The following is a 13,985-nucleotide window of genomic DNA, read 5'->3' on the forward strand; positions in this document are numbered from 1 at the left end:
AGTATTTTCTTATCCCTTTCCATTAAAAAATTATTCAGCTTTCGCCTCAAAATCGGTTGAATACGCAGTCTCCTTTTGTCCTTCAAGCGCCGCCAAGCGAGAGCTTAGACTTGTATGAATCGCATCGTATGCATCGCTTCCCAGCGTTAATCGAAGCGGCGCGTTTTCCGCATCGGCTACGTCGATCATCGCTTTAACCATTTTGACAGGGTCGCCGGGGGTATGCCGATCGCTTGGTTGTTCAGCCATCTGTCGCATATAGCCAACTGGTGTCTGGGCGTAATCTTCGATCCCTTCTGCTACAATCAAACTGCTTCCCGAAAAGTTGGTTCGAGCTGACCCGGGCTCGATCAAGGTCGCCTGGATATTAAAGGCAGCAATTTCTTGCGAGAGAGCTTCAATGAACCCTTCTACCGCCCATTTAGACATATTGTACATGCTTAATGCAGGAATTCCCGTTTGACCAGCCATGCTGGACAATTGAAGGATGCGGCCGCCACCTTGCGCGCGAAGGTGAGGCAAGGCTGCGCGCGTCACTTGCAGGGAGCCAAAGATATTCGTTTGAATAAGGTGGTTTAATTGCTCGTTGCTTACTTCTTCAGCTGCCCCAAACAAACCATACCCGGCATTATTGACGATGACATCAATACGACCCAATTCTTTGAAAGCGAGATCGATCACTTGGTTAATCGCTTCCGTATTCGTTACATCCAACGTAGCGATCCAAAGTCGATCTCCATATTGCTCCTTCAAATCATCCAGTGCTTGGGGTTTGCGAAGCGTGGCCGCAACTCGGTCCCCTCTCTCCAGTAGCAGTTCCGTCAGGATTCGTCCAAATCCGCCTGATGTACCTGTAATAAACCATGTTTTCATTTATGATTCCCTCCATATTTTATTTAAATTAGTTTTGTAATGTTATAGTCAGCCCTTTTGCATTCTTCAAGCTTCCGCCGTTTCAAAATCAGTGGAATACGCGACTGATTTTTGTTGCTCCAGTGAAGCTAAGCGCGCAGTCAGACTTTTGTGAATCGCCTTGTATGCATCGCTGCCCAACGTTAACCGGAGAGGAGCGGTTTCTTGGTCAACTGCCTCAATCATGGCTTCAACCATTTTTACCGGATCACCCGGAATGGAATCTCCTCCATATCCGCTAATCAAGCTACGCATATAACCGACGGGAGTACCTTCGTATTCAGGCATAGCATCTGCCGCGACCATCCCTTCGCTCCCAAAGCTTGTCCGTGCACCGCCTGGCTCGACCAACGTCCCTTGGATGTTGAACGGGGCAACTTCTTGCACAAGGGCTTCGAAAAATCCTTCAACCGCCCACTTCGAGGCATGGTACATGCCGACAGCGGGCATCGCGACCTGACCTGCCATGCTCGAGAGTTGCATAATGCGTCCCCCTCCTTGTGCACGCAGATGCGGGATTGCGGCACGTGCCACTTGTAGCGAACCCATAAAGTTTGTATTGAATTGATGCGCAATTTGCTCGTCACTAACTTCCTCTACTGCTCCAAACAAACTGTACCCGGCATTGTTCACAATCACGTCAATGCGTCCCAACGCTTCAAACGCCTGATTTACAACTTCCCGAATCGCGGAAACGTCCGTGACATCCAGAGTAGAAACCCATAGCTGTTCACCGTATTGCTGCTTCAGATCATCCAAAGCATGTTGCTGGCGAACCGTGGCTGCAACTCGATCCCCACGCTGAAGCAGTTTTTCTGTCATAATTCGTCCAAATCCTCTTGAAGTGCCGGTAATAAACCACGTTTTCATGAATAGCTCGCCTCCACACCATATATTGTTTTCCTACAAGAAGTATAATACCATACCCAATTAACTAAATCAACGAGAATAGTTAACTTAGTTTTTATGGTTTCTAGGGTTCAAATCGTGTTATAATATCATTTATATAGATAGGGGGAGAATAAATGATTGACAATCAACGTGACGAAACACGACGAACGATGATTTATCGGCTAATTCGCCGGACTCGCAAGGAAAGCCTGACTTCTATGCGTGCCGAAGACATGGCCAAATGCATGGACGTAAGTAAAGTAACGATGTACAAATACTTCTCTTCCAAGGAAGACATTTTGGCTTCGGTCATTTCTAACTTTAAAGATTATCTTCGCAATGAAGACATTTTTTCTTTTCATCAGGATGACTCCGTGATTGATCGCTACCAAAAAACCTTTGAGCAATCACTAATGATCAATTTTTATTTTCCAGAGCATTTTTTTGAGGATTTTAAAAATAATCATCCGCCACTATATGAAGAGATTGTCGATGCACAGCATTTTCGCTTCATTCAGCTCGAAGAATTGTATCGGCTAGGTTCGGAAAAAGGGATCTTCCACCCGGTGAACGCTGCAATATTCGTCCTGGATGACCAACTCATTTTACGTCGGATTCTTGATCCTTCCTTTCTGATCCGCCATAATCTGCTGCTACAAAGCGCCTTAATGGATTATTACAATATGCAAAAACGAAAACTTCTGAAGGACAAGTACCTGCACAGCTTGGATGACTCTCCTATTGAAGAGACCGTACGTTTCTTTGTTACCAAAAATTCACGCTATTTATAAGGAGAGAAAAAGCCGCCTTTGGGGCGACTTGGCTATACAGATATGAACCGGAAGATTATTGCTAATTGGTTGTTTATGCTCTTGAAGCGGTGGCCCGGCGTGCAATTTCGTCGGAATTGATAGCTTCCCAGGCTGGTGCTTTCTGGCGAGCCGCCTGAATCATGACTTGAGCGACATCTCTGCTATGCACAGCCTTGAACCGGGAAAGCGAACCGATCATGAAGGGACGGAGTAATTGAAAGGCAATAATGCCCGCCTTCTCTCCAAGGCGTCTTTCCTCCCGGTCTCCGAGCATGAACGATGGTCGCAGTAAGACTACTCTCGGCAGACCCAGATGGCGCAAATCCCGTTCCACTTCCCCTTTTACACGATTATAAAAAAGTGTTGATCGCTCAGACGAACCCATGGCAGTTACGATGAGGAATTTGGCAGCACCGTGTTGCTTCGCTGCTTGTCCCAACGCCAAAGGATAGGCATAGTCCACCTGTCGGAACGCTCCCTGGCTGCCAGCCTGTCTAATCGTTGTTCCAAGCGCGCAAAATACGTCAGCATTTTTCAGCAATGTTCCATCCAACTCTTCCTGCAGTCGATCGAAAGAAAGCTGCTTCTGTATTAACTTCGGGTGGGACATTCCCATGTCACGCCGCACAAGCACAACGACGCGCCGATAAGCTGGATGTTTGAGCAGCAGCTTCACAAGCTGCTGTCCGACAAGTCCGGTCGCTCCCGCTACGACGGCTGTAGCTCCTTGTTTTTTTGCCATTGTCCAACCTCCTATTGCTCCAGGCATTCCTTGATTTCTAAACTCTTCCGTTCACCAATTTACGAGATAAAGCTAACAATTCATTCAAGCTTGTATTTGCATGTTGCATGGAAGTGCTTTGCACTTTGACGGTATCCGAAATATGCTCTGTAGCCACATTGTTTTTCTCGGAAACCTCAGACAGCGCATCGACCAATTGAACAATTTTTTCCTTGAATTGCGTGATTTCACCGATATCCCGATTAGCAGATTGAATTTCATTCGTTACAGTTGTAATCTCGGATTCGATGTTTTTGAATTTGTCCTCCAGTTCATCGGACAATTCCTTTTGAATTCCCGCAATGCTGTTTACTTTTTCCATATTATGATCGGCTTGACGAATGCTATCATTGATATTCTTCATCATCATGTCAATTTCTTCCGTAGCTTTTCGGGACGTTCCAGCCAGCTTCCGAACTTCCATAGCAACAACCTCGAAGCCTCTTCCATGCTCACCCGCGCTTGCTGCCTCGATGGATGCATTAAGAGCCAACAAATTGGTTTGATCAGAAACCGATTTAATCACATCAACAATCTTGCTTACTTCTTGCGCACGTTGCTGCAATTCAGTTACAGCGTATTGAAGATTTCGGGTTTCTTCCTTATTATTGGAAAACATGTTATCCAGGACATGAATATGATTCAAGCCCTGAGCATTCAGGTTTAACACCCGGTCTGATTTTTGGTGTATTTGCTCGACAGACTGTTTTAAGGTTTCGATCATTTCTCCAAAATCATATACTTTTTGGGCCATCTCAAAATTGGTAGCCTTTTGGTCCCTGCTGCCCTGAGCCACGGATTCCACCGAATGACCGATCTGGATTTGCGAATCCAGGTTGTCCTTGAACGTTTGGGCAAACTGATTACTGATATCTTCAACTTTTTCCGCAACGACATGATTTGTATTGAAAATATTCTCAAGATTTCCGACAAGTTCTTTCGTTTTTTGTGTCTCATTGTTCAACGCTCTCCGCTGACCATCGAAGTAAAAATAAAACAAGCTGACGCCTACGAGCGAACCAAAAAAGTTAAAACCGTATACCATTAACTCCACGGTCTGTGATACCTGAATTTGAACCCCTATGCTTGCGACTTTAAGCACCACAGAAGCAATAATGACGAGAGATGAGATCGCAATTTTGGCCCCTCTTTGCAACGTGTGAGAGAAAAATATTTGGGCAATCGTGGTAAACATGAACAGGTAGAAGCCCAGCGACCATCCTCCCGTCATGGTGGTGATCATTGCAAAAACAGCAACTTCAAGGCCGCCCAAAAGTATGGCCATATTGGATCTTCCGATGTGGTTCCAATACATGCAGACCGCGAAAATTAAGATCGAAAATAGATTGTATACAGCAGCGATCTTCAAATCCAGATATAAAAGCATAAATTCCATGAAGATATGTGTGGTTAAAAACATTAAAAAGATATATCCACTGATGGTGGAATCCGAATTTCCATAGTCTTTTCTGTTATGGAATAGATCAGAAAGCTTCGTCAAGATCCGAACCTCCCGGTTTTTTCTTTTGCTTTCAATCAACGTTCAATCTTTTGCTGCGTTTCGGTGAATGGCCCTGTAGCCCTCCAGATACGACTGCATGGTGGTCAGGACATCTTGTTTGAAATCGCGTTTGAGTCCTTCCAGCCCTTGTTTTTCAATGATATCTACCACTTCGGGGGGCAGGGTCGCATTTAATTTGCATCCGGTAATGATTGATGCCTCGGCCTGGAACACATCCATTACTTCAGTTTCGGTTAGCGCGTTATGCTCGCAAATGAGCGTGGTCATACGCCTCATCTGGACGTAGAGATTCATTTTCAACATAAGCATGGTTTCCGCGTCCACGTTTTTCTCCAGTACGGTTGTACGCATGGCTTCTAATCGAATGTACAGCGAATTATGCTCGACAAGCTTCGATAGTTCGGTTAACAAGAGATGTTTAAAATCATCGAAATCCCGGATACGGCTTTTTAGAATTATTTCAATGAGCCGGTTCAGTCTTTTCTCATATTCACGGCATAGAAGATTGAAAAACAAGGATTCTTTCGTTTTAAAATATACAAATAAAATGCCTTTGGACATTTTCATTTCCTTCGCTATATCAGACATTTTAATCTGTTCATAGTCTGAAGAATAAAACATTTCCGCTGCCTGGTCCAAAATCGCTTGAGCCTTCAAAGCTTTGGCTTCATCTGTCATAGCACGTTTAGACATCTTCTCCCTCCGTTTCAAATTGACATTTTTACATTGATTAGGAGTCAATGATGTGTGTTTAGCGCTGTGTTAACTCGTTGCGTGTCACAAGGTTCATTTTTGTCCGCGTATTCTTAAGGGAATTTCCTCAGACTCCAATACTTCAACAGCCGGTCCACTTTCGCGTGCTGTGATGATCATGGCTCTTGCCACATCCTCTGTTTTAATCGCTTTAATTCTGGAGAAAGGTCCGATCATTAGTGGGTCGAGAACTCGAAATATATAATTGGTTGCCCGATCTCCAAAACTCTCATCTTCACGATCTCCTATCAAGAGAGAGGGCCGCAAGAAAACGAGGCGCGGCAGCCCGAGAGCCAGCAGATCGCGTTCTGCTTCTCCTTTTACTCGTGTGTAGAACATAAGAGACCGTACAGAAGACCACATGGCAGTCACAACGATATAGCTGGCTGCTCCATGACGAAGCGCTGCTCTGCCCAGTGCTACCGGATAATCATGGTCTACCCGGCGAAACGCTTCTTTGCTCCCGGCCTGCCCCATGGTTGTGCCCAATGTGCAGAAGACATCTGCATCTTTCACTAATGCGCCATCCAATTCTTCCTCCAGTTGATCAAAGGACACCTGTTTCTGCACCAGTTTAGGATGGGATATGCCCATATCCCGACGAACAAGAACGATGACGCGATCATAGGCTGGATGCTCCAGCAGAAGTTTGACAAGTTGCTTTCCCATCATGCCTGTGGCACCAGCCACAATGGCAGTGACTGCCTCTTTTCGGGTTGTCATCTGTGTTCCTCCTTCCTACTACATGCGAGAATTTCCTCTCCAACAAGTAGCAAATTTCATTTTTTGTGATTTAGCTCATACGTTTGAAGTATATTTCTATGGTTTAGCTGAACCGAGTGATGATCCGATCAAAGATACGATCTCCGAACACGGTTTTAATGAACACCATCGGTTTGGCACCGAATCCAATGAGATACCGTGTTTTTGCCCGTTTCACCGTTACGGCTTTGCCAATGCAGCGGGCAATGACGATAGGTTTGGTCAGGTTGCTGCCGCTGTAGGTTTTCACCATATTGTCCGCCGATTTGTTGGCTGTTTGCTCATACGCTCCATGCGCGGAGGCTTTACGGAGATTTTCGGCAGCGATGGTTCCCCAATCGGTAGCAATTCCGCCCGGTTCCACCACGATTACGTCAATACCAAACGGCGCCACTTCCATCCGCAGGCAATCCGAGAATCCTTCCACCGCGAATTTTGTCGCATGATACCATGCTCCAAAGGAAGTCCATACTTTTCCACCCATGGATGACACGTTTACGATTTTGCCGAAGCGATGCTTGCGCATGCTTGGCAGTACCAGTTGAGTCATTCGCGCCAGACCAAATACGTTAACCTCCACTTGGCGGCGAGCCTCCTCCATAGGCACATCCTCAACGGCTCCATAAGAACCGTACCCGGCGTTATTAACCAGAACGTCGATTCGTCCTTCTTTTTTCAAAATGTGATCCACACAATTCACCATCGATTCCTCGTCTGTGACATCCAGAGCGATCGGGCGTATCCCTTGTGTTGCCAGATCCTTCATCATTTCTGTACGGCGAGCTGCCCCATAAACGATAAATCCTTTGTTTTTCAATTCAATAGCTGTCTCTTTCCCAATTCCTGCTGAAGCTCCGGTGACAAGTGCTACTTTTTTATCCATGTTGTGTTCCTCCATTTAATTAGTGATTTTGCGTCTATTAATCAGTTAAAAAATATGAGTATGTGGATTATTTTATTGTCTACAGTAAGAAGCACTGTATTCCTGAACTCCCCAAACAAATTTTTATTAGCTAAACCGAGTGATGATCCGATCAAAAACGCGATCTCCGAACATGGTCTTGATGAATACCATCGGTTTGGCAGCATATCCAATGAGATACCTCGTTTTTGGTCGTTTCACGGTTACGGCTTTGCCAATGCAGCGGGCAATGACTGCGGGTTTGGTCAGATTGCTACCGCTGTAGGTTTTCACCATATTGTCCGCAAATTTGTTGGTCGCTTGCTCATACGCTCCATGTGCGGAAGCTTTGCGGAGATTCTCCGCAGCGATGGTTCCCCAATCAGTAGCGATCCCGCCCGGTTCCACCACGATTACGTCAATACCGAACGGCGCCACTTCCATCCGCAGGCAATCCGAGAATCCTTCCACCGCAAATTTTGTCGCATGATACCATGCTCCGAAGGAAGTCCATACTTTTCCACCCATGGACGTCACGTTTACGATTTTTCCGAAGCGATGCTTGCGCATGCTCGGCAGCACCAGTTGGGTCATCCGCGCCAGGCCGAATAGGTTGACCTCCACTTGGCGACGAGCCTCTTCCACAGGCACGTCCTCAACGGCTCCGTAGGAACCGTACCCGGCGTTATTAACCAGAACGTCGATTCGTCCTTCTTTTTTCAAAATGTGATCCACACAATTCACCATCGATTCCTCGTCTGTGACATCCAGAGCGATTGGGCGTATCCCTTGCGTTGCCAGATCCTTCATCATTTCTGTGCGGCGAGCTGCCCCATAAACGATAAATCCTCTGTTTTTCAATTCAATAGCTGTCTCTTTCCCAATTCCTGCTGAAGCTCCAGTGACAAGTGCTACTTTTTTATCCATGTTGTTGTCCTCCTTTTAATTAATGACCTTGAGTCAATTATAAGTGACCCAGGGTCATTTGTAAATAGAGTAATGGATTATTTATTTTAGGAAGTAACATCTACTCAGACGTTTAGGCAGGTGCCGTTAATTTTAGCGTAATCTTGGCCCTTCATTTCGGATTTGCTTGCTCTCCCTTAAAAGTCCATATAACAAAAAAAGCCGCCAAAAGGCGACTCATGAAAAATGCGTGTGTCAAGAAATGCATCCCGGATCTGCATTTCAGACTATACAATTCGATGACAACTCTTAAATATGCTCGGCACTGAGCCACATCCGTTCCTCTTTTTTATCTTTCGACGCGAAATCCTTCCAAATAGCGCTCCATCGTTATGATTACGTCGGTCCTGAAATCCCGTTTGAATCCGTCCAATCTATTTTCTTCAATGCTGTCGGCTACTTCAGCAGGCATGCTAGATGATAGCTTGCACCCGATTATAATGGAAGCCTGCGCTTGGAAAACATCCATGACTTCGTTTTCTGTCAGCACACCATTCTCGCAGATTAGAGAGTTCATTTTCATCATCTTGAGGTAAAGATTTGTTTTTAGATTAAGCATCAATTCGGTATCCACATTTTTCTCCAGTATTACTGAACGTATAGCCTCTAAGCGAATATATAAAGGTTTATGGTCAACCAGTTCGATCAGCTCGGTCATAATTAGGCGTTTGAAATCATTGAAGTTGTGAATAGGTTGTTCGATTATTAGTTCAGTTAGCCGAATTAGCCTTATCTCGTACTCTCTACACAGTAGATTGAAAAATAAAGCTTCTTTAGTTTTAAAATAAACGAAAAGAATACCCTTTGACATTTGCATTTCTTTAGCGATGTCCGACATTTTAATGTGATTGTATTCGGATTCTTCGAACATGCGAGCGGCCTGATCTAGAATGGCTTGCGCCTTTAACGCCTTCGCTTCATCTGTCATTGCACGTTTTGCCATAAAACTGCCCCCCCCAATTTTATAAATGTATCACCTTATAGAATTGGAGTCAAAACGTTCTATAACACGTTGCTTTATGTATTTCAATTTAATGATCCTCTTAGACAATAATATTGTTACCTCCAATGATTCCAAATTCACGCACATCTACACGGTGATCAAATGAATTACGTCAATTCGGGAGAAGTATAGGGCAAGCCATAAATATCCAGAAGGTATAGTTTTTAAAAGTGGGTTCCCATTGTGAACACCCATCATGCCTCATCCCGTCAAACCATTCGGTGATAATAATCGTTCTCAACATCAGCATGTAAAAAATTTTCTTATTCTGCAGGTTTCCTCACTAATTATTCAGTCATAAATTTTTGTCAGAGTTTTTACGGATTTCTAGGAGGACCGAAATTGCGATTTCAAAATGGCTTATTCAAACTTGAAGTATGAAGGCTCTTCAATGCAGGCTGAGGCCATGTACGTTGTCTCTCCAAGAATACTGGAAGTCAAAGCGGGCTATATTATTGTTATGACAATTTATTTTTCATTCTGACATGACCATTTCTTTGTTTTCTCATCTTGGAATGGAAAGTCGTATTACCATGCGGCATCCCGTACGGGAGTTGTGGAAGCACACACTGTTCCGCAGTTCGAATACGTTTTGAATGAGTTGTTCAACCACCGTGAATCTCAGCCTCCAATCCTTTTTTTAAAATAGGTTCATGAACTGAACTCAGCACGGTGGCAATGATCATCTTTGGAAATATCAATTTGTAACTAAGTAAAACGTAAAACAGGTTTCTTGGATAACTATGCCTTTAGCCTTAACGACCTACTGGGCTGAAACATGAATACTCTTTAAATTCGGTCCTTCTGTGCCGGTCGTCACTAATTTTAATGTATTGATTCCGTTACTCATGGGTATCTGAATTGTTTTTTCTCCCCATATTCCCCAACTCCCAGTTGCATTAAAAGCTGCATCGCTAGTTACCTTCGTTCCGTTCACATACACATCGAGACTCCTTGTACCTCTCTCCAAAGCATATTTGAATTTAACATTTTTTGTGCCTGCTAAGGCACAAAAAATGCTGTTCCACTGAATAGATGCATCGGACATGGCAGTAAAGTCGACATATTGTATGGGGTTATTGTCCAAATAAGTACTTTGTACTACGGAGTTAACCAATGTGGTATCCTTATCCGCTTCATAAGTGGTACCGCCAGCAGCCATCTCAGTGGCATTATTTTTTTGTAAACTGCCAGTAATCTAAATTGAACAAGCTGTCTGTAGCGTTTCCAGTAAATACAAAGAATACGTTGTGAATACCGGTTGCACCGCTTACAGCAGTTTCTAGTTCTCTCCAGGTTCGCTCTCCACCTGTGGAAGGTACGTTAAGCGTTCCTGCCAGCTTGCCTGTTACACTATCAAGATGGACTTCAATTTTACCACCTGTCGCGGAGGCGACATTGGCTTTAAAGGTCTTGGCTCCTATGGAACCGAAGTCAGCGTTACCTACCGCAATCCAGTCTCCATTGTGAATACCGGTTACGTGCTGGTTGTTGAACGGACCGCCTGTTGCTGAAGATTTCTCAGTTAAAATGCCCCGATTCCAACCAATTGTTTCAGCCTCTACTCGTTGATATGGATTGAGGTTGGTCAGTTGAGCTACTCCCAAGTAATTGGCTGCAACCTCTTGAATACTTCCATCTGCACGATGCACAAGCTTGTTGATATGGGTAGAACGGTATCCCTTACCTTCACCGAATAACGCTAAACTAACCGTTTGAGCATGGTAGGCTACATACCATTCCCCGTTAAAATTGAAAATAGCATGATGGTTGTTTCCACCGGCCTTAAAAAAGGATGCTGGATTTTTCAGGAAATGTCCTGCGTACGTAAACGGCCCCATCGGACTTGTGCTGGTCATATACCCAATTTGCCCCCCTGGTATATTGGCAGGGTGCACGCCTCCGAAGTTAATGCAATAGGAATAGTAATAAATTTCGTTATATTTATGAATTCCTGAGTCTTCCAAGATAAATGGAGCATCAATCATAGATGCACTTCCAACAACGCTGGTCATGTCGGCTCCCAGCTTCAACACTCTGGCTGTTTTGGGATTGGCCCGTTGCTCTTGGGTTGGTGTAGAACCACCAGGAATGCCACCGCCAGCGTATAGGTAGCCTGTGCCATCGTCATCCACCAATATGGCTGGGTCGAAAAGCCATACAACATCAGACATGCCTGGTGTTTTAGTAGTAACCAGCGCTTTTCCCAACGGATCTGTCCATGGCCCAATGGGACTATCTGCTGTGAGAACACCGATACCTCCGGTACCATTTGCAAAATATAGGAAGAATTTGTCCTTGCCATTGATCTTTTTAACTGCGGCTGTCGGCGCCCAAGAAGCACCGGCCCATTTCGCAATGCCCTTGCCGCCGTTGGCGTCATTGGCTCCTGCTACTGGAATGGCTCCGTGGTCGGTCCAGTTCACCATATCTGCGGAAGATATGACAAATACACTCTTCAAATTAGCAAATGAATTGTCTTTAATCGTTCCGTCGCTATTGTATTCATAGTTATCACTAGACATATAGATGTAGACTCTTCCGTTATAGGTCAACGCAAAGGGATCTGCTCCTAAATGATGGTCTATCAGTGGGTTGGAATTTCCAATATGCTTGGCAATTGTAGAGTTGGAGGCAGACGCAGGCACCTCAGAAGTGCAACTCCAGACAAGTGCTAAAACGAATAAAAACAAACTACATTTCTTCCACATCGTTTTATCCTCCTTAAACCAATGAAAGTACCCTGCCAAGTAGACATAGTTTCTTCTTCGTGTCTGACTGACAGGGTACAGTTCATTCTTTATAGCTTTTTGCTTATACTAGGCTACTGGGCTGATACAGTGATTTTATCAATATTAGGTCCTTCTGTACCCGTAGTTACTACTTTTAAGGTATTGACTTCACTCTTGAATGGTAGCTGGACTGTAGTTTCACCCCAAGTTCCCCAACTGCCAGTGGCTTCAAAAGGAGCATCGCTCATTACTTTTTCTCCATTCACATACACATCCAGGTATCGTGTATCTTTATCCAGTGCATATCTGAATTTCACATTTTTGGTGCCTGTAAAAGCACAGTTAATGCTGTTCCACTGAATGGATGCATCGGACATGGTGTTAAAGTTAACAAATTGTTTCCGCTTCATATGTAGTGCCTGTACCTGAGTTTGTTCCGAGCGCAAAGGTCTCAACCATGTCGCTTGGAGGATTCCACGGCGTAGCAAACACGATGGCGCCGTTTTCAATTGCCTTTTTTGCCGTTGCGACTTCTCTTTTCCAATTATTTTTATTTTCGTCAATAGGAATTCTTAGTACAGTAAGCCCCAACTGATTGTTGCCATTTCCAAAAGCGGTTTCCCTTTGAGCCGGTGTCAAATCTCCAGCCCAACCGGAATGATTCATGCCTCCAAAACCGCGGATCACTTGTTTCTCTGCTGATAAATTAACCGTCACATCGCTTGCTGCTGATACTTTAGGAGGTGCGGGCACCAGCATTACCGGCAGTACAGTTACACACGCTAATAATGTACATAGCGATTTTTTTACCCCTGAAATCATTCTGCTCATCTCCTCAAATAGTATTTTCCTTCAAAACCCTGCTCTTATCACCTCCTGTCTGATCGAAGCGATAGCTGTACTTCACATAAGCTTGTCTGTACGCTCTTGAAATCGCTTTCTTTTTCTGTATTATATTAAGTATCCGCGTGATAATCTTTGCAGATAAACGATACTATATTGCGCGGATACTTATAATCCAAGATACAACAAAAAAGGATTTGATGCTATGGAGCAGAATACAAACTATATTTTTTCACCTATTGAAGAAGAGCTGATTTGCTATCATAAAACCACAGATACGGATCTTATCAGCCCGGCCTTGCCCTATCACCGGCACGATGCTTACGAAATTTATCTGTTCCTAGGAGGCAACACTTACATGTATCTTGAGCAGTCCTGCTACAAATTGGCGCCTGGCGATTTAATGATCATAAGCCCCAGCGAAATGCATCGGTGTGTCTGTATCGACAATCAATTGTATGAACGAATAGGGCTAAATATAAAGAAGCCAGCCTTGGAGAGGCTTTCAAGTCATCGCTCTAATCTATCGTCCTGTTTCGAATCCCATCCCTTCGGACAGAACAATCTAACCCAGCTCTCCCAGGACCAGATTGTGTTTTATTGCGAGCTCGCGGAGAAATTGATCTCCTGTCTCAGCTCGGAGGAATACGGACAGGATCTTCTAGCGGAATCCTATGCAACCCAACTGCTTGTTTTCATCAACACCCTATATCAGTCTTCCACTTACAGATCGAACAATCTCATTCCGGAGCTGGTCAGCAATACCATGACCTATATCAAGGAGCACTTGGTCGAATCTATATCTTCTGAGCAGTTAGAGCAGGAGTTTCATTACAGCGGCAAATATATAAGCCAGCAATTCAGGAAGCATACTGGACTTACGATACGCTCCTATATTGTCGACCAGCGCATTTCTCTGGCCAAGAGCCACTTGTCTACCGGAAAGACCGTCGCTGAAGCCTGTGAGTTCTCCGGGTTCAGCGACTATGCCAATTTTATAAGAAGCTTCAAAAAAATAGTCGGCATGCCCCCGGGAAAATATAAAGCCAATAAACATGCTTGACAGGAAAGGCATTCCCCCCCCTTTTTGTTCGGGTCTCATGCTCA

At 44.5% G+C, this 13,985-nt stretch carries 14 protein-coding genes and 1 pseudogene; 2 read left to right on the forward strand and 13 right to left on the reverse strand.

Features of this window, described 5'->3' with window-relative positions; translation table 11 throughout:
* Window positions 1-30: 30 nt before the first annotated feature.
* Complete coding sequence (locus tag HPL003_RS20460; RefSeq protein ID WP_014281659.1) at window positions 31-873, reverse strand: SDR family oxidoreductase; 843 nt, start codon at window positions 871-873, stop codon at window positions 31-33.
* A 66-nt stretch (window positions 874-939) separates the two neighbouring features.
* The gene (locus HPL003_RS20465) at window positions 940-1,782 is read right to left on the reverse strand and encodes an SDR family oxidoreductase (protein WP_014281660.1); all 843 of its coding nucleotides are present in this window, start codon (window positions 1,780-1,782) and stop codon (window positions 940-942) included.
* Window positions 1,783-1,937: 155 nt separating this feature from the next.
* On the opposite strand from HPL003_RS20465, the gene HPL003_RS20470 reads away from it, so the two are divergent.
* Window positions 1,938-2,594 carry a TetR/AcrR family transcriptional regulator gene (locus tag HPL003_RS20470; protein ID WP_014281661.1) on the forward strand — a complete coding sequence of 219 codons (657 nt, stop codon included), beginning with the start codon at window positions 1,938-1,940 and terminating at the stop codon, window positions 2,592-2,594.
* A 73-nt stretch (window positions 2,595-2,667) separates the two neighbouring features.
* Here the strand turns inward: HPL003_RS20470 and HPL003_RS20475 are convergent, their stop codons facing one another.
* The 11 genes and pseudogenes from HPL003_RS20475 to HPL003_RS29990 all read right to left on the reverse strand — a co-directional run.
* Window positions 2,668-3,357, reverse strand: coding sequence for an NAD(P)H-binding protein (locus tag HPL003_RS20475; RefSeq protein WP_014281662.1), 690 nt, complete (start codon window positions 3,355-3,357; stop codon window positions 2,668-2,670).
* 37 nt (window positions 3,358-3,394) lie between these two features.
* A complete protein-coding gene (locus HPL003_RS20480; protein ID WP_014281663.1) occupies window positions 3,395-4,897 on the reverse strand; it encodes a methyl-accepting chemotaxis protein in 1,503 nt (500 codons plus the stop codon).
* 42 nt (window positions 4,898-4,939) lie between these two features.
* Entirely contained in the window at window positions 4,940-5,611 is a 672-nt protein-coding gene (locus HPL003_RS20485; RefSeq protein WP_014281664.1) for a TetR/AcrR family transcriptional regulator, read from the reverse strand.
* A 93-nt stretch (window positions 5,612-5,704) separates the two neighbouring features.
* A complete protein-coding gene (locus tag HPL003_RS20490; protein ID WP_014281665.1) occupies window positions 5,705-6,394 on the reverse strand; it encodes an SDR family oxidoreductase in 690 nt (229 codons plus the stop codon).
* 103 nt (window positions 6,395-6,497) lie between these two features.
* Entirely contained in the window at window positions 6,498-7,316 is an 819-nt protein-coding gene (locus HPL003_RS20495) for an oxidoreductase (protein WP_014281666.1), read from the reverse strand.
* Window positions 7,317-7,442: 126 nt separating this feature from the next.
* Window positions 7,443-8,261, reverse strand: coding sequence for an oxidoreductase (locus tag HPL003_RS20500; RefSeq protein WP_014281667.1), 819 nt, complete (start codon window positions 8,259-8,261; stop codon window positions 7,443-7,445).
* A gap of 328 nt (window positions 8,262-8,589) precedes the next feature.
* Complete coding sequence (locus HPL003_RS20505) at window positions 8,590-9,243, reverse strand: TetR/AcrR family transcriptional regulator (RefSeq protein ID WP_014281668.1); 654 nt, start codon at window positions 9,241-9,243, stop codon at window positions 8,590-8,592.
* A gap of 823 nt (window positions 9,244-10,066) precedes the next feature.
* Entirely contained in the window at window positions 10,067-10,465 is a 399-nt protein-coding gene (locus HPL003_RS20510) for a carbohydrate-binding protein (protein ID WP_014281670.1), read from the reverse strand.
* Window positions 10,466-10,475: 10 nt separating this feature from the next.
* Window positions 10,476-12,014, reverse strand: coding sequence for a glycoside hydrolase family 43 protein (locus tag HPL003_RS20515; protein ID WP_014281671.1), 1,539 nt, complete (start codon window positions 12,012-12,014; stop codon window positions 10,476-10,478).
* Window positions 12,015-12,127: 113 nt separating this feature from the next.
* The gene (locus HPL003_RS29985) at window positions 12,128-12,445 is read right to left on the reverse strand and encodes a carbohydrate-binding protein (protein ID WP_014281672.1); all 318 of its coding nucleotides are present in this window, start codon (window positions 12,443-12,445) and stop codon (window positions 12,128-12,130) included.
* 34 nt (window positions 12,446-12,479) lie between these two features.
* Window positions 12,480-12,857, reverse strand: a pseudogene (locus HPL003_RS29990) (carbohydrate-binding protein); the annotation flags it as partial.
* A 226-nt stretch (window positions 12,858-13,083) separates the two neighbouring features.
* Between HPL003_RS29990 and HPL003_RS20530 the strand changes: the two are divergent.
* On the forward strand, window positions 13,084-13,941 hold the full coding sequence (locus HPL003_RS20530) for an AraC family transcriptional regulator (RefSeq protein WP_014281674.1): 858 nt from the start codon (window positions 13,084-13,086) through the stop codon (window positions 13,939-13,941).
* The last annotated feature ends 44 nt before the right edge of the window (window positions 13,942-13,985 follow it).

It is taken from the genome of Paenibacillus terrae HPL-003, from assembly GCF_000235585.1.
Lineage (GTDB): Bacteria > Bacillota > Bacilli > Paenibacillales > Paenibacillaceae > Paenibacillus > Paenibacillus terrae_B.

Coding starts and splice junctions, on each gene's coding strand:
- HPL003_RS20485 (WP_014281664.1), bottom strand. CDS start 5,611: ATGTCTAAACGTGCTATGACAGATGAAGCCAAAGCTTTGAAGGCTCAA.
- HPL003_RS20495 (WP_014281666.1), bottom strand. CDS start 7,316: ATGGATAAAAAAGTAGCACTTGTCACCGGAGCTTCAGCAGGAATTGGG.
- HPL003_RS29985 (WP_014281672.1), bottom strand. CDS start 12,445: ATGAAGCGGAAACAATTTGTTAACTTTAACACCATGTCCGATGCATCC.
- HPL003_RS20465 (WP_014281660.1), bottom strand. CDS start 1,782: ATGAAAACGTGGTTTATTACCGGCACTTCAAGAGGATTTGGACGAATT.
- HPL003_RS20490 (WP_014281665.1), bottom strand. CDS start 6,394: ATGACAACCCGAAAAGAGGCAGTCACTGCCATTGTGGCTGGTGCCACA.
- HPL003_RS20500 (WP_014281667.1), bottom strand. CDS start 8,261: ATGGATAAAAAAGTAGCACTTGTCACTGGAGCTTCAGCAGGAATTGGG.
- HPL003_RS20470 (WP_014281661.1), top strand. CDS start 1,938: ATGATTGACAATCAACGTGACGAAACACGACGAACGATGATTTATCGG.
- HPL003_RS20530 (WP_014281674.1), top strand. CDS start 13,084: ATGGAGCAGAATACAAACTATATTTTTTCACCTATTGAAGAAGAGCTG.
- HPL003_RS20510 (WP_014281670.1), bottom strand. CDS start 10,465: ATGGCTGCTGGCGGTACCACTTATGAAGCGGATAAGGATACCACATTG.
- HPL003_RS20460 (WP_014281659.1), bottom strand. CDS start 873: ATGAAAACATGGTTTATTACAGGTACATCAGGCGGATTTGGACGAATC.
- HPL003_RS20515 (WP_014281671.1), bottom strand. CDS start 12,014: ATGTGGAAGAAATGTAGTTTGTTTTTATTCGTTTTAGCACTTGTCTGG.
- HPL003_RS20505 (WP_014281668.1), bottom strand. CDS start 9,243: ATGGCAAAACGTGCAATGACAGATGAAGCGAAGGCGTTAAAGGCGCAA.
- HPL003_RS20475 (WP_014281662.1), bottom strand. CDS start 3,357: ATGGCAAAAAAACAAGGAGCTACAGCCGTCGTAGCGGGAGCGACCGGA.